At 63.7% G+C, this 16,211-nt stretch carries 15 protein-coding genes; 4 read left to right on the forward strand and 11 right to left on the reverse strand.

From position 1 onward, the window contains the following. Positions 1-125: 125 nt before the first annotated feature. Together B4L76_RS14770 and B4L76_RS14775 are read left to right on the forward strand one after the other, a co-directional pair. Positions 126-1,646 carry an FAD-dependent oxidoreductase gene (locus tag B4L76_RS14770; RefSeq protein WP_296233487.1) on the forward strand — a complete coding sequence of 507 codons (1,521 nt, stop codon included), beginning with the start codon at positions 126-128 and terminating at the stop codon, positions 1,644-1,646. Between the two features lie 71 nt (positions 1,647-1,717). Continuing rightward, on the forward strand, positions 1,718-2,728 hold the full coding sequence (locus B4L76_RS14775; RefSeq protein ID WP_296233489.1) for an aldo/keto reductase: 1,011 nt from the start codon (positions 1,718-1,720) through the stop codon (positions 2,726-2,728). A 58-nt stretch (positions 2,729-2,786) separates the two neighbouring features. Here B4L76_RS14775 and B4L76_RS14780 read toward each other — a convergent pair whose 3' ends face one another. From B4L76_RS14780 to hisN, 8 genes are all read right to left on the reverse strand, one after another. Next, positions 2,787-3,857: a metal-dependent hydrolase gene (locus tag B4L76_RS14780; protein WP_296233490.1), complete on the reverse strand. Its 1,071-nt coding sequence runs from the start codon at positions 3,855-3,857 to the stop codon at positions 2,787-2,789. A 155-nt stretch (positions 3,858-4,012) separates the two neighbouring features. After that, positions 4,013-4,774, reverse strand: a complete 762-nt coding sequence (locus B4L76_RS14785) for a 1,6-dihydroxycyclohexa-2,4-diene-1-carboxylate dehydrogenase (protein ID WP_296233492.1) — start codon at positions 4,772-4,774, stop codon at positions 4,013-4,015. A 147-nt stretch (positions 4,775-4,921) separates the two neighbouring features. Further along, a complete protein-coding gene (benC, locus tag B4L76_RS14790; RefSeq protein ID WP_296233494.1) occupies positions 4,922-5,932 on the reverse strand; it encodes a benzoate 1,2-dioxygenase electron transfer component BenC in 1,011 nt (336 codons plus the stop codon). Between the two features lie 74 nt (positions 5,933-6,006). Beyond that, a complete protein-coding gene (gene benB / locus B4L76_RS14795) occupies positions 6,007-6,492 on the reverse strand; it encodes a benzoate 1,2-dioxygenase small subunit (protein ID WP_296233496.1) in 486 nt (161 codons plus the stop codon). After that, positions 6,489-7,847, reverse strand: coding sequence for a benzoate 1,2-dioxygenase large subunit (gene benA, locus B4L76_RS14800; RefSeq protein WP_296233498.1), 1,359 nt, complete (start codon positions 7,845-7,847; stop codon positions 6,489-6,491). Before benA ends, benB begins: the two co-directional genes overlap by 4 nt. A 114-nt stretch (positions 7,848-7,961) precedes the next feature. Beyond that, complete coding sequence (locus B4L76_RS14805) at positions 7,962-8,918, reverse strand: helix-turn-helix transcriptional regulator (RefSeq protein WP_296233499.1); 957 nt, start codon at positions 8,916-8,918, stop codon at positions 7,962-7,964. 251 nt (positions 8,919-9,169) lie between these two features. Next, a complete protein-coding gene (locus B4L76_RS14810; protein ID WP_296233500.1) occupies positions 9,170-9,901 on the reverse strand; it encodes a hypothetical protein in 732 nt (243 codons plus the stop codon). A 108-nt stretch (positions 9,902-10,009) separates the two neighbouring features. Further along, positions 10,010-10,801 carry a histidinol-phosphatase gene (gene hisN, locus B4L76_RS14815; RefSeq protein WP_296233501.1) on the reverse strand — a complete coding sequence of 264 codons (792 nt, stop codon included), beginning with the start codon at positions 10,799-10,801 and terminating at the stop codon, positions 10,010-10,012. Between the two features lie 126 nt (positions 10,802-10,927). On the opposite strand from hisN, the gene B4L76_RS14820 reads away from it, so the two are divergent. Both B4L76_RS14820 and B4L76_RS14825 read left to right on the forward strand, forming a co-directional pair. Next, entirely contained in the window at positions 10,928-11,818 is an 891-nt protein-coding gene (locus tag B4L76_RS14820; protein ID WP_296233502.1) for a universal stress protein, read from the forward strand. A gap of 240 nt (positions 11,819-12,058) precedes the next feature. Then, complete coding sequence (locus B4L76_RS14825; protein ID WP_296233503.1) at positions 12,059-14,200, forward strand: TonB-dependent siderophore receptor; 2,142 nt, start codon at positions 12,059-12,061, stop codon at positions 14,198-14,200. A 30-nt stretch (positions 14,201-14,230) separates the two neighbouring features. On the opposite strand, the gene B4L76_RS14830 is transcribed toward B4L76_RS14825, so the two are convergent. The 3 genes from B4L76_RS14830 to B4L76_RS14840 form a co-directional block, all read right to left on the reverse strand. Continuing rightward, positions 14,231-14,752 carry an acyloxyacyl hydrolase gene (locus tag B4L76_RS14830; RefSeq protein ID WP_296233504.1) on the reverse strand — a complete coding sequence of 174 codons (522 nt, stop codon included), beginning with the start codon at positions 14,750-14,752 and terminating at the stop codon, positions 14,231-14,233. Between the two features lie 195 nt (positions 14,753-14,947). Continuing rightward, complete coding sequence (locus B4L76_RS14835) at positions 14,948-15,694, reverse strand: phytanoyl-CoA dioxygenase family protein (RefSeq protein WP_296233505.1); 747 nt, start codon at positions 15,692-15,694, stop codon at positions 14,948-14,950. Positions 15,695-15,748: 54 nt separating this feature from the next. Continuing rightward, positions 15,749-16,192 (reverse strand): carboxypeptidase regulatory-like domain-containing protein, encoded by a 444-nt coding sequence (locus B4L76_RS14840; protein WP_296233506.1) that lies wholly within the window; start codon positions 16,190-16,192, stop codon positions 15,749-15,751. Positions 16,193-16,211: the final 19 nt, after the last annotated feature.

A 16,211-nucleotide genomic window follows, 5' to 3' on the forward strand; every position in this document is an offset into this window, starting at 1 on the left:
AAATCCGCTCCTGCACACGGCTTCGAGCCGACGCCAGCAGTGGCGTGCCTCTCCGATCGTCAGCCCGACGCATCCCTGCTCCAGCCCAGGCGTCAAATGGTTGCAAAGGCCTCAGGAGAACGCCGATGACCCAGCACGCCGTGGCCAGCCTGGCCCAACTTGACGAACACCGCCCCCTGCGTGTGCAGGCCGGCAGCGAAGAGCTCATCCTGATCCGCCAAGGCGACCAGGTGCACGCCTACCAAGGCAGTTGCCCCCATGCAGGCGCTCCGCTCGATGAAGGCGTGGTGTGTGGCGGCCTGCTGGTCTGCCCTTGGCACAAGGCCGCGTTCGCCGTTGACGAAGGCGCGCTGTGCGAGCCGCCGGCCTTGACCGACCTGCGCCGCTACAAGGCCTGGGTCGAAGGCGACCAGGTGTGGGTCGACGACCAGGCCTTGCCCGCCATCGAACCACCCCGGCACAGCGACGCCCGCTGCTTCGTGGTGGTCGGCGCCGGTGCTGCCGGCAGCGCCGCAGTCGCGACCCTGCTGGCGCATGGCTTCGCCGGCCGCCTGGTCTGGATCGACCAGGAACGCCAGCCCGCCTACGACCGTACCTCACTCAGCAAATTCGTGATCGCCGGGCAGATGTCGCCCGACGAAGTGCCCGCCCTGCTCGGCGTCGGCGTCCTGCGCAAGGGCCGGCTGGAACGCAAGCATGGCAAGGTGCGCCTGCTGGACAGCGAGAAGCGCCAGGTGACCCTGGCCGACGGCCAGCAGATCGACTATGACGCCTGCCTGCTGGCCACCGGTGGCAAGGCGCAGCGGCCGGATATCCCGGGCGTCGAGCTGCCCGGGGTATTCACCCTGCGCTCGCGGGAGGATGCCGCGCGGTTGCTTGACGCTGCCGAGCCCGGCCAGCCGGCGGTTGTCGTCGGCGACGGTTTCATCGGCCTGGAAGCAGCCTCGGCGTTGCGCAAGTATGGCGTGCAGGTGCACCTGGTTACCCGCCATCAGCTGCCCCTGGCCCGCCAGCTGGGTGAACGGATCGGCCGCACTGTTCGCGAGCTGCATGAGCGCAAAGGGGTCGTCTTCCATGGCCCCACCGAAGTCCAGCGCATCGAAGGCCAAGGCAAGGTCGAGGCGGTGTTGCTGGCCAATGGCGAACGCTTGCAGACGCCCCTGGTGCTGCTGGGTACCGGGGTAAGGCCAGCCACCGCGTTCCTTCAGGGTGTGCGGCTGGGTGCCGACAAGTCGCTGCAAGTGGATGCCGAAATGCGTGCCGCAGAGGGCCTGTGGGCTGCGGGCGATATCGCCACCTTCCCGCTCAGCGGGCGCCCGGTGCGTATCGAACACTGGCGCCTGGCCCAGCAGCACGGGGTGATTGCCGCTGCCAACATGCTCGGCGAACAGCGCCGCTACGCCGACGTGCCATTCTTCTGGACCTACCAGCACGGCTGCACCTATGAGGTATTGGGGCATGCGCGGCACTGGAACCGTATCGAATTCGTCGGCGCGCCGGAGCAAGGCGACTTCATCGCCCTGCAATGTGTCGATGAACAGGTCGAGGCGGTCATTGCCAAAGGCTATTCCGATGCCATGGCGACGCTGTCCCAGCGCATGAAGCGCCCCTTGAGTCTGGTGCAGGCTTTGGCCCTGATCGGCTGAGCGATGCCTTTCAATGCGCCCCGCTTGCGTGTAAAACAGCCAGTTCAGCCGACTGCAAAAGGACCACGCGCATGATCTACCGCCGCCTCGGCCATAGTGGCCTGCAGGTTTCCGCCCTGACCTTGGGCAGCATGATGTTCGGCGAACAGACCCGCACCGAGAACGCCTTGCGCATCATCGACAAGGCCTGGGACCAGGGCATCAACTTCATCGACACAGCCGACGTCTACAACGCCGGGCGCTCGGAAGAAATCGTCGGCGAAGCGGTCGCCCGCCAACGCCAGGACTGGATCGTCGCCAGCAAGGTCGGCTTCGGCCCGGCCGATGGCCTGCCCAACCGCAGCGGGCTGTCGCGCAAGCACATCTTCAATGCCCTGCACGCCACCTTGACGCGCATGGACATGGACTACCTGGACATCTACTACCTGCACCGCGAAGACCACCAGGTGCCGCTGGAGGAAAGCGTTCAGGCCATCGGCGACCTGCTGCGCCAGGGCAAGATCCGCTATTGGGGCGTATCCAACTTCCGCGGCTGGCGTATCGCCCAGGTGTGCCACATTGCCGAGCGCCTGGGTGTCCCCAGGCCGGTGATCAGCCAGCCGCTGTACAACATCGTCAATCGCCAGGCAGAAGCCGAGCAACTGACAGCTGCCGCCGCCCATGGCCTGGGCGTGGTGCCTTATAGCCCGCTGGCGCGTGGCGTGCTCAGCGGCAAGTACGCACCGGGCGCCGCACCGGCCACTGGCAGCCGTGCCGGGCGCCAGGACAAGCGCATCATGGAGGTGGAGTGGCGCCAGGAGTCGCTGGCCATTGCCCGGCAGATCCAGGCCTATGTGCAGGCAAAGGGCGTGGGCATGGTCGAGTTTGCGATTGCCTGGGTACTGAACAACCGGCTGGTCAGCTCGGCGATCGTCGGGCCGCGGACGGAAGAACAGTGGGATACCTATGGCGGCGCCCTGGCGGTGCAGATCACTGCCGAGGATGAAGCCTTCATCGATTCTCTGGTAACCCCCGGGCATGCGTCGACGCCGGGGTTCAATGATGTGGCGCATTATGTGAGTGGGCGGTTGGCCCGCAGCTGACCCTCCTGTGCTGGCCTCTGCGTGGGTCATGCCCGCGAGGAGGCCAGCCGGGTCCAGCTCAGTGTTCGGCCGTACGGCCCCCCAGGTAACGGTCGGTCCAGGCAGCCAGCGGCAACGGCGGTTGCTGTTCGACGATACGTCGCCAGATCAGCACCAGGTCATCGCCATTGAACATCGACCCCGGCCCGGCGCCCTGCCACAGCGATGGGGCATCGGCAATCCAGCGTCCCCGGCTGTCGCGATGAGCCATGCTGAAGCGGAACGTATAGTTACCGGGTATCCCCATGCGCAGGTCGGTAACCACCAGCGCATCGCCGACCTGGTCGTAACGCAGCCAGTCATCGGTGAACCAGCGCAAGCGTTGGTGCAAAGGATGGTCGGCGAGCGCTCCGGCCAGTTCAAGGTTACGCGGCAAACGCTGCATCTCCGGAGCCTGCCGGTCGAACATGCTGCTGATGCCTTCGTAGTAACCGCCATCCGGGGTCTTGGCCAGCACGCGCCAGACCAGGCTGTTGAACGCGATAGGCACCGCACGCACCTCGCTTACGACAATGCCTTGCTGGTCGAGCGCTGCCTCGAAGCGCTGCTCGGCGGCCATGCGCCCGGCCAGGCCGAAACCCAGGTAGGCGGTGCTGAACAGCAGGGCCAGGCTCAGCCACCGCGTCGCCTTGGCCGTCACCCCCCGGATGCTTGCATAGATCACTGCTGCCAGCAGCGGCAGGGTGTAGACCGGGTCGATGATGAATACCGCTGCCCAGCTCAGCGGGGTGGTCTGCAACGGCCAGAACAATTGGGTGCCGTAGACCGTGAAAGCATCCAGCACTGGGTGGGTGACCAGCACCAGCCAGAATGCCAGGAACAGCCTGGGCAAGGTATAGCCTTTGCCGGGCCAGCACCTGCCGACCAGCCAGGCCAGCAACAAGGCCAGCCCGCTGAGCACGAACAGCGAGTGGGAAAAGCCGCGGTGGTAGGTCATCTGCGACACCGGGTCGGCGTAGCGGATGATCACGTCGAGGTCGGGCAGCGTGGCCAGCGCCGCACCATACACTAGCGAACGACGGCCCTGGATGCGGCCAAGCACGGTACCTTGCAGGGCGGCGCCGAGAACGGCTTGGGTGATTGAGTCCAAGGGTGGCATTCCTGAAGGGTCGGTTTGCGAAAGCTACCTCCATCCAGCCGCGAGGCGCAATTCCCCTCTCACAAAACGCGTACACCGGTTTGGTGCAGGAGCGGCCTTGCCGGGTTCCTGTCCAGAACCATTGCCGTGTATGCCCGTACAACCGCTCAGCCGAGGTCGCCTCCCCCCACCGGCAACGTCACGCCGGTGATGTACGAGGCCTCGTCGGAAGCGAGGAACAGAATTGCGCCCACCTGCTCGTCGATGCTGCCGTAGCGGTGCATCAGGCTACTGTCGAGGGTCTGTTCGACGATCTGCTGGTACCAGCGCTTTTCCTGCTCGGTCTGTTCGGCGCTGTTGCGCGGCACGCGCCGCGGTGGCGCTTCAGTGCCGCCGGGCGCAGTGGCGTTGACGCGGATGCCGCGACCGGCCGTCTCGAACGCCAGGCAGGCGGTGAGCGCGTTGACGCCGCCCTTGGCTGCCCCGTACGGCACACGGTTGATGCCACGGGTGGCGATCGACGAGACATTGACGATGGCGCCGCTGCCACGCTCGAGCATGTAGGGCAAGGCGGCGTGGCAGCACCACAGCGTGGGGAACAGCGAGCGGCGCACTTCGGCTTCGATCTGCTCCACCTGGTAGTGTTCGAAAGGCTTGGCCCAGATGGTGCCGCCGACGTTGTTTACCAGGATGTCGAGGCGGCCGAAGGCAGCCACCGCGCTGGCCATGACCCGCGCGCAGTCGGCATGCTGTTCGAGGTCGGCAGTGAGGGTGAGCATACCCTCGCCGGCCAGTTCGTGGACCAGCTCGGAGCGGTCTACCGCGACCACTTGCGCGCCTTCGGCCTTGAGCCGCCAGCACACGCCCCGGCCGATGCCCTGGGCGGCGCCGGTGACCAGGGCGACCTTGCCTTGGAATCTGTCGTTCATCTTGCACATCTCCGCCTGCCCGCAGTCCCTGTGGGGGGGCGGGTTTACCCGCGAATGGTCCGACAACCAAAGCCGCTGTATCTGCTGGCCTCTTCGCGGGTGAACCCGCTCCCACAGGGGGCGGTGTAATGTTCGGAATAAAAGGGATCAGGCCGCCGCCGCGAACTTCTCGTAGTAGAAGTTCGTCGGGGTGATGCCCTGCTCACGCACGTACTGGCTCACCGCCTCGACCATCGGCGGCGGGCCGCACAGGTACACGTCGACATCGCCATCGTTGAGGTGGTGCGACTCGATGTGCTGGGTCACGTAACCCTTGCGTGGGTATTGGCTGTCGGGGTTGGCCACGCAGGCGCTGAAGGTGAAGTTGGGTATGCGCGCCGCCAAGGCCTGCAGGCGATCGAGCTCGACCAGGTCGAAGTCGTTGGTCACGCCGTAGATCAGGTGCAACGGGTGCGCGCTGCCCTGCTCGGCGATCTTCTCCAGCATTGCCGTGAACGGTGCCAGACCGGTGCCGCCGGCCAGCAACAGCAGCGGGCGCTGGATCGGCCGCAGGTAGAAGCCGCCCAGTGGCCCGGTCAGGGTCATGCTGTCGCCGGCCTTGGCCAGGTTGCTCAGGAAGCTGCTCATCAGCCCGCCCGGCACGTTGCGGATCAGGAAGCTGACCTCACCATCCTTCTGCAGCGAGCTGAACGAATAGGCGCGGCTCTGCCCGCTGCCCGGCACCATGAGGTTGACGTACTGGCCGGGCAGGAAAGCCAGGCGGCTGAGAGCCTCCCCCCTGAGTGACAGGGCAATGGTGCTGGCCGACAGCTGGCGCAGGTCGCTGATCGCGGCCTCGAAACAGGCCTGCTCGGTCTTGCACAGCTGCGACGAGGCTGGAATGCGGATCACGCAGTCGCTTGCGGCGCGCATCTGGCAGGTCAGCACGTAGCCATCGGCGATTTCGTCGTCGCTCAGGGCGTCTTCGATGAAGTTGTCGCCCAGCTCGTAACGCCCGGACTCGGCCTTGCACTTGCAGGTACCGCAGGCGCCGTCGCGGCAGTCCAGCGGAATGTTGATGCCCTGACGGTAGGCAGCGTCGGCCACGCTTTCATGGCCGCTGGCTTCGATGAAGCGGGTTACCCCGTCTTCGAAATTCAATGCGATCTGGTAGCTCATGTTGCACCTCGCGGGGCGAGCCGGGCCACGGCGCATCGCAGGACGCACCGGGCAGCACTGGCAAAAACCCTGGTTCAGATGTGGTAGATGTCGATGACCTGGCGCACGTAGTCGTTCTTCAGCACCACCTTCTTGGCCTTGATCAGCGGCTGCTCGCCGCGCAGGTCGAGGGTGTAGAAACTGCTGCCGAAGTAACTGTCGGTGGTCTTGTAGCGAAAGCTCAGGGTGTGCCAGTTGAAGCGCACCTGGCATAGCCCCTCTGCCTGCCCGACGACCTCGATGTTGCTGATGTTGTGCGAGGTGCGGGTGTCGGGCACGGTCGCGCTGGACCGCTCGGTCTTGATGCGGAACACGCGGTCTTCCAGGCCGCCGCGGTTGCCATACCAGATCAGCGAGATTTCGCTTTGCGGGTCTTCGGTCAGGGTGTCGTCATCGTCCCAGCTCGGCATCCAGAAGGTGGCATCGCTGGCGTACAGCTCCAGCCACTGGTCCCACTGGGCATCGTCCAGGTAGCGCGCCTCGCGGTAGAGGAAGTCGCGCACGGTGTCATACAGGCTCATTGCACGGCCTCCACGGGGATCAGTTGCTGTTCGTCCTTCAAGGCCTGGATCATGGTGTCCTGCCAATACTTGTGCTGCAGCACGAACAGGCCTTCGTCCTCGGTGCGCACGCCAGACAACAGCGGCTTGAGCTCGATCTCCCTGGCCGCCTCGTCGGCGCCTTGCACCCAGTGTGCAGCCCCACGGGACATGTCGTTCCAGCCACTGCCGCCGCCGTAGCCGGTCTGGCACGAGCGGAACTCTTCGAGGTCGTCCGGGGTGGCCATGCCGCTGACATTGAAGAAGTCTTCGTACTGGCGAATGCGCTTGGCGCGGGCATCGGCGCTCTCGCCTTTCGGTGCAATGCAATAGATGGTGATTTCGGTCCTGTTCACCGAAATAGGCCGGGCGATGCGGATCTGCGAGCTGAACTGGTCCATCAGGTACACGTTCGGGTACAGGCACAGGTTGCGCGAGTTCCCGATCATCCAGTCGGCACGCGCCTGACCGAAGTCGGCCGCCAGCTGTGCACGGCGCTCGTAGGCCGGGCGATCTTCCGGGTTGGCCCAGCGGGTCCACAGCAGCAGGTGGCCATGGTCGAAGGAATAGAAGCCACCGCCCTGCTTGGCCCAGGCACCGGCGCTCATGGTCTTGATCTCCTCGCCGGCTTCGCGCTGCTTGCGCTGGTTCTGGGTTGCGGCGTAGTTCCAGTGCACGGAACTGACGTGGTAGCCGTCGGCACCGTTTTCCGCGGTGAGTTTCCAGTTGCCTTCGTAGATATACGAACTGGCCCCACGCAGCACTTCCAGGCCTTGTGGCGACTGGTCGACAATCATGTCGATGATCTTGGCCGACTCGCCCAGGTGTTCAACCAGCGGTTTGACCTCGGCTTTCAGGCTGCCGAACAGAAAGCCCCGGTACGACTCGAAGCGCGCCACCCTGGTCAGGTCGTGGGAGCCATCGCAGTTGAAGCTGTCGGGGTAGCCAGCGTTGCCTGGGTCCTTCACTTTCAACAGCTTGCCGCTGTTATTGAAAGTCCAGCCGTGGAACGGGCAGGTGTAGCTGGAGCGGTTGCCGCGCTTGTGCCGGCAGAGCATGGCGCCACGGTGGCTGCAGGCGTTGAGGAAGGCATTCAGCTCACCGTCCTTGTTGCGCGCGATGAAGATCGGCTGGCGCCCCATGGTCAGGGTGAGGAAGTCGTTGTTCTCGGGGATCTGGCTTTCGTGGGCCAGGTAGATCCAGTTGCCCTCGAAGATGTGTTTCATCTCCAGATCGAACAGGCGTGGGTCGGTGAACATCTCGCGCTTGCAGCGGTAGATGCCCTTTTCACGGTCGTCCTCGAGCAAGGCATTGAGGTAGTCGAATCCCAGTGACATGGCCAGGGTCTCCCTTGTTATTGTTTGGACCTGGTCAGGTTAGGGACTGGTAGGCGGCGGCAATATCCGCTTTGTGCGCGGTACTATCCATTTTGTGCAGGTTGTAGTGGTGGCTCAGCGCCGATTGCGCAAGGTCTCCGAGGGCAGCTCGCCAAACTGCTGCCGATACACCTCGGAAAACCGCCCCAGGTGCAGGAAGCCATAGTCCATGGCCAGTTCGGTCACGCTGCGCACGCTGCAACTGGCATCGCCCAGGCAGGCATGCACCTGTGCCAGCTTGCGTTGGCGTACATACTGCTTGGGCGTGGTGCCCAGGTGGCGGTCGAACAGTGCATACAACGAGCGCAGGCTCATGCATGCCTGCTCGGCCAACGCTTCGGCGCAAAGCTCGAGCTTCAGGTTGCGTTCGATATAGTCGAGGATGCGTTCCAGGCTTGCACCGGGTGAACCCAGGCACTCGCGGCGGATATTGGTGCTCATCAGCGTCAACAGCTTGCTGGCGACGATCTGGCTGTAATGGCCCTGCACCCTTGGCAGCGAATCAGTGACTTCCGCTTCATGGCAAACCATCGCCAGCAGGTTGACGAAGCCGTCCAGCTCTTCCAGCCGGTAGTGGTTGCGCAGGAAGCGTACGCCGCCATCGGGCCGATGCCAGCGCTGTTCGTCACAGATCGATTCGAGCAGCCGGGACGGCACCTTGAGAATGAATTTCTCGCAGTCTTGCGAATAGGTCAGGTCGACCGGGTCATCCGGGTTGATCAGCAGCAACTCGCCTGGCACCAGGTGCTGCTCACGCTTGGGCCCGCGCCACAGGCAGTTGCCATTGAGCAGTACCTGCAGGTGGTAGATGGTTTCCAGCGCTGGCGAGGTGACCCGCACGCTGCCACCGTAGCTGATGCGGCACAGGTCGAGTTCGGCAAACTTGCGATGGCTGAGGCTGGCTTGCGGATGGGTAGTGTGGGACAGGCCGATGCAATGCTGGCCGACATGCTGGTTGACATAATCGGACACAGCATAAGGGTCGGCGTGATGAAACACGCTACTACGCTCGCTCAGCAGGCGGCTTTCCATAGGCAAGACACTCGGTATCGTTGTTGTTCTGTTCGCCGCGTGCTACGGCCCGTTGGACTGTGGTTGCGGCTGTCACGGCCAGTCTATCGGGCCGGTTGGCGGACGCGCGGGCAAGCGACAACCGGTACATCGGCTCACTTAAGCAAAATGGCCGGGGGTGGGCAATGCAGCGGCGCGAATGGATGGGCGAATGGCGCACAGTTTGCTGCCCACAGGTGTTCGGTTATCGAACGCTTTTTCTCGGCCGCCTTTCATTGCACAGGCAGAAAGTTCATCAACAAAAGGCTCTGGGCATAATTCAGACCAATCCGCCGGTAGCGCTCATCCAGCAACTCGGCAAGCAAATCCAGGCGTGCCACGATCTTGCCGAACTCCACGGCAAAGCTGAGGTTGCTGCCTTCCTCGGAGATTTCATTGGAGAATAGTAACAGCTCGCCATTGGCATCCTGCCGCTGGCTCAGCATCCAGGTAGCCTTTTCGATATTGCGTGCAGCGTTGTTGACGAACAGCGGGTCGATCGTATCGGTCATGTAGAACTCGGTACGACCGCCATGCGCGGTGATCAGCATGCTGCCGATGGCGTAGATGAACGCGCCTACCCGATCGCCGCGAAACTCGGGGCTCAGGGCATAGCTCAAGGCCGCCAGGTCGCGGCGCTGGCCCAGTTGCGGCAGTGGCTGGCGTTGTTCGATGGCGATGCGGATCTGCCGCTCGGCAGTGGCTGCATCCACGTACCCGGACAGCTTCCACTGGCTGGGGTTGCGCAGGTACAGCTTGTTCATCAGCAGGTACAGGCTCTGCAGGTTGTCGCGCATGGACAGCGTGGCCATGCGGTCGACGCTGGTCTGGAACAACTCGCTGGGCTTGCCTTGACTGAACTGGTCGAGCATGTCACGGCCCTGGTCCTGGGTGCAGGCGCACAGGCAGGTGACGGCACCGGCAAGCAGCAGGCGCGCGAGAATGTGGGTATTGCTTGCAACCATCGGCACCGGTCGATATTCGGCGGCTGCACCGGGGATCGGCGCAGCCTGGCCAAGCATAGAGCCCGGAAAGGGGAAAAAGTGCAGTGACAAGCCGTGGCAACACATCGCCTACATGGCGTGGCGCAGCATCTCCACCATCTGCGCATGCAGCGCCGGGTCACCGCAAGCCACCACGCACCCACCATGCTGCGCGCTGCTGCCATCCCACGCGGTGATCACCCCACCCGCCCCTTCGATGATCGGCATCAGCGCCTGGACGTCATACGGCTGCAGGCTGGCCTCGACGATCACGTCGACAAACCCGCTGGCCAGCATGCAATAGGCATAGCAATCGCCGCCGTAGCGCAACAGCCGCGCCTTGCCGGCAACCGCCTCGAATGCAGCCTTGCGTTCAGCGGTGTCGAACATGTCCGGGGTGGTGCACATCAGCGTGGCCGAGGCCAGGCCACTGCAGGCACGGGTGTTCAACGGCGTACCGTTGCGCCAGGCACCTTCCGGCGTGCCGACGAAGCGCTCGCCGGTGAATGGCTGGTTCATCACCCCGACCAGCGGCTGCGTGCCGTCGTTAAGGGCAATCAGTGTGCCCCATAGCGGCAGGCCGGTGATAAAGGCGCGGGTGCCATCGATCGGGTCGAGTACCCAGGTCAGCGGGCTGCTGCCAACCGCCACACCGGCTTCCTCGCCGAGAATGCCATGCTCGGGGTAACGGGCCTGGATCAGCGCGCGCATGGCATCTTCGGCCGCCTTGTCGGCCACGGTCACCGGGTCGTACAAACGCCCGCCCTTGTCCTCGACATCCAGGCTGGCGCGAAAGTAGGGCTTGATCGCTTCAGCGGCAGCATCGGCCAACTGCTCGGCAAAGGCGCGGTACTCGCCGATCTGTGCAGCACTCAGGGACATGGGACGGGCCTCGTGACAAAGATGGGGCACGCATCATACCCGACACATCGCCCCGCTGTACGCTGCACCGGTCTAGACTGAACATGACCAGATCACCCGGGGGGCTGCCACACGTGGAGGTGTGCGATGAGCCAGTTCAAGCGTCTGTTCGTCATGCTCGGCCCGCAGATGCGTCACACGCCGGCGCTGCAGCGCGCGGCGGCGTTGGCGGAATCCAACGGGGCCTTGCTGGACATCAATGTGTTCGTCGACGACGTCGACACCTTCGGCCTGATGAGCGATAGCCGCGAACGCGAACGGCTGCTCAGTGACAACCGCCAGTGGCTGGCGGACGAAGCCGAACAACTGGCCAACGCCGGCCTGGATGTGTCCACCGAGTTGCTGCTCACTCGTGATCCATTGGGCAGCGTGCTGGAACGGGTCGAACGCCTGGGGTGCGACCTGCTGATCAAGGACGTGCAGCACGAACCCGTGCTCAAGCGCCTGCTGGTGACGCCACTGGACTGGCAGTTGCTCAAGGACAGCCCGGTGGCCGTGCACCTGGTCAGCGATATCCGCCTGCCCCTGCCCCGGCAGATCGCTGCCGCAGTGGACCTGAACAGCCACGGTGCCGGCGAGCACCTGGACGAGCAGGTGATCCACTGTGCCCATGCGCTGGCCCTGCAGTGCAACGCCGAACTGCACCTGCTGCATGTGTGCGATGCGGCCAGGACCCACATTGCCGACTTCGGCGCCGGCACGGTCACCATGCCCGGCTTCGATGGCAACCTGCGGACCGCCCAGCGAGCGGCGTTCAACCGCCTGGGCGACCACCATCAGATCCCGCTGGAGCGTCGGCACTTCCTGGAAGGCTCTGCAATCAAGGCCATTGCCCAGTTCGTCGGCCACAGCCGGGCAGATGTAATCGTGATGGGCAGCCACCGGCACGACGCCCTGCAGACCTTCCTGGGCGGGACCACGGCGCATGTGCTGGAGCACCCGCTGTGCAATGTGCTGGCAATCAAGGCGGTCCGCTGAGTGCCGGCCTGCCTGAACCAGCCTGTTCGCGCCCGCCCCCACAGGTTCGTCACAAATGCCATGAGCTGTGATGGACTTGCAGGAGCGGGCGTGCTCGCGCAAGCGCCAGCGCCGATTGACCCGCCCGGTATCTGGTACACCAGTGCCATATAAAAATAATGCATTTGATAATGATTCGTAGTAGTTTTGCCTCGTTTCAGCTCCCTACCTTCAGCGCCCTACTTCAGGATCGTCCCGTCGATGCGTCGCACGTTCGTTTCGCTTTGTGTGCTTCATGCCGTCTCCCCGTTGGCCTTTGCCGAGCCAGAACCGCTCGGCACGCCGTCCCAGATCGAACTGCAGGCGCTGAGTATTACCAGCAGTGCCGACAGCGAACGTGCCGATGGCCCGGTGGAGGGCTACAAGGCCACCCGCTCGGCCAGCGCCACCCGCACCGACACCGCGCTGCACGAAACCCCGCAATCGGTCAGCGTGGTGCCCAAGGATGTCCTGCAAGACACGGGCGCCACACGTCTGCAGGACGGCCTGGACTACGCCGGCGGTGTCGGGCGTGCCAACAATTTCGGTGGTCAGGGGCTGACCACCTTCACCGTGCGCGGTTTTACCACCGGCGAGTTCTACCGCAACGGCTTCCCGATCAACCGCGGTTACCCCAACGCCCCGGACGCCAATACCGTCGAACGCCTGGAGGTGATCCGTGGCCCGGCCAGCAGCCTGTATGGCCGCGGTGATCCCGGCGGTACCTTCAATGTGGTCAGCAAGCAGCCGCTGCCGGAGTCGAAGGTTACCCTGGGCAGCCAGTTCGATGACCAGGGCATGCACCGTGCCACCCTGGACGCTACCGGGCCGCTGAACCAGGATGGCTCGCTGGCCTACCGCCTCAACCTGCTGGGTGAAGGCGGCGACAGCTTCCGCGACGACGTGGAAAGCGAGCGCTATGACGTTGCGCCGGTGCTCAGCTGGCAAGTCAACGACACTACGAAGATCGTCTTCGAAGGCGACTTCATGCGCAACAATCACCCGCTGGACCGTGGCCTGACCCGCTTGCCCGGCCAGCTCGGTACTGCCTCGCGCGACACCAACATCTGGGAAAAAGGCAGCGACAACCTGCTGCACAACGACAACAACATGGCCCAGCTGCGTTTCGAGCACCTGCTCAATGACAACTGGACACTGGGCGGCGGCATGCAGTGGCTCGACGGCTCGCTCAAGGGCAACGCCGTGGAGGCCAACGCATTGCAGGCCGATGGTCGTACACTGGGGCGCAACTTCAACTACCGCAAGCTGGAGTGGACCGACCACGACTACCAACTCAACCTCACGGGCCATTTCGACACTGGCGGCTTCAGCCATACCCTGCTGACAGGTATCGAGTACGAGGACTATGACTACAACTCAATCATTCAACGCTCCGCCAGCGGTGCCGGCGCCTATCCGATCGACCTCTTCGACCCGGTTCTGGGCCAGCCCCGCCCAGCCCTGACCCGCATCACTACCCACGACAAGGAAAACCTCAAGACCTGGGCTGCATTCATCCAGGACCAGGTGGCCCTCACCGAGCGGCTGAAAGTGCTCGCCGGGGTTCGCTTCGAGCGTTTCGAGCATGATTACGACGACAAGCTGCCGGCGAACCGCGACTTCAGCAAGGCCGAAAACGGCGTCACGCCGCGCTTCGGCGTGATCTACGATCTGACCGATACCGTCGCGGTGTACGCCAACACCGCCCGTTCGTTCAAACCCAACACTGGCACGCCCGCCGGCAACGGCAGCGGTGGCTTCGACCCGGAGAAAGGCAAGTCCTACGAACTGGGTGTGAAATGGGAGGCGCTCGATCGGCAACTGAGCGTCGACGCGGCGATCTACCACATCGTCAAGGAAAACGTACTGGCCAACGACCCGAACGACCCCACCGGTACCTACAAGATCGCCGCCGGTGAAGTGCGCAGCCGTGGCCTGGATATCAACATCGCCGGCAACCTCACCCCTGAATGGCGGATGATCGGGGGCTATGCCTACGTGGACGCCGAAGTGACCGAGGACACGACGCTACCCAAGGGCACCCACCTGGCCAATATCCCGCGCAACAGCTTCAGCCTGCTGAATACCTACGAGTTCCAGGATGGCCCGGCCAAGGGGTTGGGGTTGGGCGTCGGCGTGAAGTACGTGGATGACCGGGCCGGGCAGACAGCTGCCAGCACCTACACCATGGAAAGCTACAGCGTGGTCGACCTGTTGAGCTTCTACAAGGTCAACGAACACGTGCGGCTTAATCTGGATGTGAAGAACCTGTTCAACAAAGGTTATGACGAAGGAGCGTTCAACAACTACGTCTACCCGGGAGCACCACGGACGGTGCAGGCTGGCGTTTCCTATACCTTCTGAATCGCCGGGGCCGCTAAGCGGCCCCCGGTCTCAGAAACCTTTGCTGTAGAACAGCGAGTACGACTCGATCCCATCGTTAGGCTGCTTGAGCCCGGCATTGGAGTAATGCATCGCGCGGATCCCGACCTTCTGCTCCCCGGGCAACTTCAGGCCAAAGCCGATGCGGTCTTCGAAGTTGAATGCCGAGCCCAGGCGCTGGTCGCCGACGTCGGTCTTGGAAAACGCCGCCAGGCCAATACCGGCCTCGATGTACGGGGTGTAGCTGAACCCGCTGAATTCGTAGGTGAATACCGGGCTGAACGACAGCGAATGGGCGCCACTGGCCTCACCGCCTTCCCAGTAGGTGTAGGCGGCATCCCAATAGCCGCTCACGTAGCCGGTGCTGCTTTCCAGCCATTTCTTGTCCCAGTCGAACGACAGGCCGATACGGTAGGTCATGTCGCCTTGGCCAGTGGCGCCAATGGCGCCGGACACCTGCGCTGCCTGGGCCAGGTTGGCCCCGGCAAACGCTAGCACCGCAGCGGCCAGCGAAGCTGCTAGACGGGTTTTCATCAATAACTTCTCCTGATGGTCTACACGACAAGCGGGGTCTTGTGCCCCTCGATATTGTGGGTAACCGCTACCTGAGCATCGGTCACACGAAGTAATACTTTTCTGATTATTATCCAGATAATCCGAAAGTTGAAAGTCTATTGCCACTATTGGCTAATGACTTTGCTCAGCATCTGGCGTGCCGGGGATGGCGCCTCAGTCGTACTCCGCTTCCGTATGTTCACCCAGCAGGCGTCGTTGCCGGGGCGTGGCCGCCTCCAGCACCTGCGGATTGAAGCGCCAGTTCAGGTAAGGTGAAAACTTCTGCGCCACCATGCGACGGCCATAGTGAACCTGCAGCATGTCGCGCTCACGGGCATGGCTGCAGTTGGCGCCACCGCCATGCCAGACATCACTGCGAAACAGCAGCGCGTCCCCGGCCTTGCACAGCACCGGCTCGGCCTTGCGGCCCTGCCACTGGTCTTCGCCAGCCTGCGGCGGTCGCGCCGCGCGGTGGCTGCCGGGCACGATCCAGGTCGGCCCGATCTCCTGGTCGATGTCGCTCAGGTACAGCTGCGCCGTCAGGATCTGCACGGGTTGGAGGAAGTCGCCGCGTTCGCTGAGCCAGTCGGGCAACTGCATGGGCAGGTGGTCCAGGTGCAGGGCCATGCCTGGGTAGCCCGGGTGGCTACGCCACGCGGTCTGCCCGATCACATGGCAGTCGGCGCCCAGTGCCGCCTCGGCCAGGGCAATCAGCGCTGGCAGGTCGAGAAACGGCAACCACAACGGGTTGCGGTTGAACACGCATTTGTAGTGTTCCAACAGCCCCTGGTAGTCCCAGTGGATGGGCTGCAAGTCATCGATCGCGCAGCGCAACAAGGCGATGCGCAAGGGGTCGAGCACCGCCGGTAGCAGCACATAGCCCTGCTTGTCCAACGTTTGTAGTTGCTGCTCCAGGCTCATGACAATGCGCCTCTTGCAGGCGGGAGTACACCCGTACTCCCGCCGCGTTCGCCATCAACGCCAGTTCAGGTTGACGGTCGCCGGTGATTTGCCGTCGACTGTCACGTCCTGTTGCACCGTCTCGCCCTGGGCGGTGCCAGTGATCTTGTATTTGCCCGGCGGCAATTGTACGTACAGCAGCGGCCCGGCATCCTGGATGCTGAGCACAGGCTGCCCCTGAGCATTCTGGATATCCACGCTGGCACCGCTCTGGAACTTGCCTTCCGGGCCAGTCGAGAGTTCGACGTGAAGATCATAGCCCGGGGTCTTGCGCAGGGCATTGGCCTCGTCCTGGCCGATGCCGCCTTGCAGGTAGCGGACGCCGTTCTGTTCCTGTGGCTGCAACTGCACGGCCTGCATGTCGATCGGGGCATTCAGGTCGGCGCCGGCCGCCAGGGTCCAGGGCAGCGCCAGGCCGACCAGCAGTGCCGCGCCAAGGGCATAGTGATGTTTACGCATGTTACGACCCTCCGTTCGA

The organism is Pseudomonas sp. UBA4617 (assembly GCF_002386445.1).
Lineage (GTDB): Bacteria > Pseudomonadota > Gammaproteobacteria > Pseudomonadales > Pseudomonadaceae > Aquipseudomonas.

Coding starts and splice junctions, on each gene's coding strand:
- B4L76_RS14770 (WP_296233487.1), top strand. CDS start 126: ATGACCCAGCACGCCGTGGCCAGCCTGGCCCAACTTGACGAACACCGC.
- B4L76_RS14775 (WP_296233489.1), top strand. CDS start 1,718: ATGATCTACCGCCGCCTCGGCCATAGTGGCCTGCAGGTTTCCGCCCTG.
- B4L76_RS14785 (WP_296233492.1), bottom strand. CDS start 4,774: ATGAACGACAGATTCCAAGGCAAGGTCGCCCTGGTCACCGGCGCCGCC.
- benC (WP_296233494.1), bottom strand. CDS start 5,932: ATGAGCTACCAGATCGCATTGAATTTCGAAGACGGGGTAACCCGCTTC.
- benB (WP_296233496.1), bottom strand. CDS start 6,492: ATGAGCCTGTATGACACCGTGCGCGACTTCCTCTACCGCGAGGCGCGC.
- benA (WP_296233498.1), bottom strand. CDS start 7,847: ATGTCACTGGGATTCGACTACCTCAATGCCTTGCTCGAGGACGACCGT.
- B4L76_RS14805 (WP_296233499.1), bottom strand. CDS start 8,918: ATGGAAAGCCGCCTGCTGAGCGAGCGTAGTAGCGTGTTTCATCACGCC.
- B4L76_RS14810 (WP_296233500.1), bottom strand. CDS start 9,901: ATGGTTGCAAGCAATACCCACATTCTCGCGCGCCTGCTGCTTGCCGGT.
- hisN (WP_296233501.1), bottom strand. CDS start 10,801: ATGTCCCTGAGTGCTGCACAGATCGGCGAGTACCGCGCCTTTGCCGAG.
- B4L76_RS14820 (WP_296233502.1), top strand. CDS start 10,928: ATGAGCCAGTTCAAGCGTCTGTTCGTCATGCTCGGCCCGCAGATGCGT.
- B4L76_RS14825 (WP_296233503.1), top strand. CDS start 12,059: ATGCGTCGCACGTTCGTTTCGCTTTGTGTGCTTCATGCCGTCTCCCCG.
- B4L76_RS14830 (WP_296233504.1), bottom strand. CDS start 14,752: ATGAAAACCCGTCTAGCAGCTTCGCTGGCCGCTGCGGTGCTAGCGTTT.
- B4L76_RS14835 (WP_296233505.1), bottom strand. CDS start 15,694: ATGAGCCTGGAGCAGCAACTACAAACGTTGGACAAGCAGGGCTATGTG.
- B4L76_RS14840 (WP_296233506.1), bottom strand. CDS start 16,192: ATGCGTAAACATCACTATGCCCTTGGCGCGGCACTGCTGGTCGGCCTG.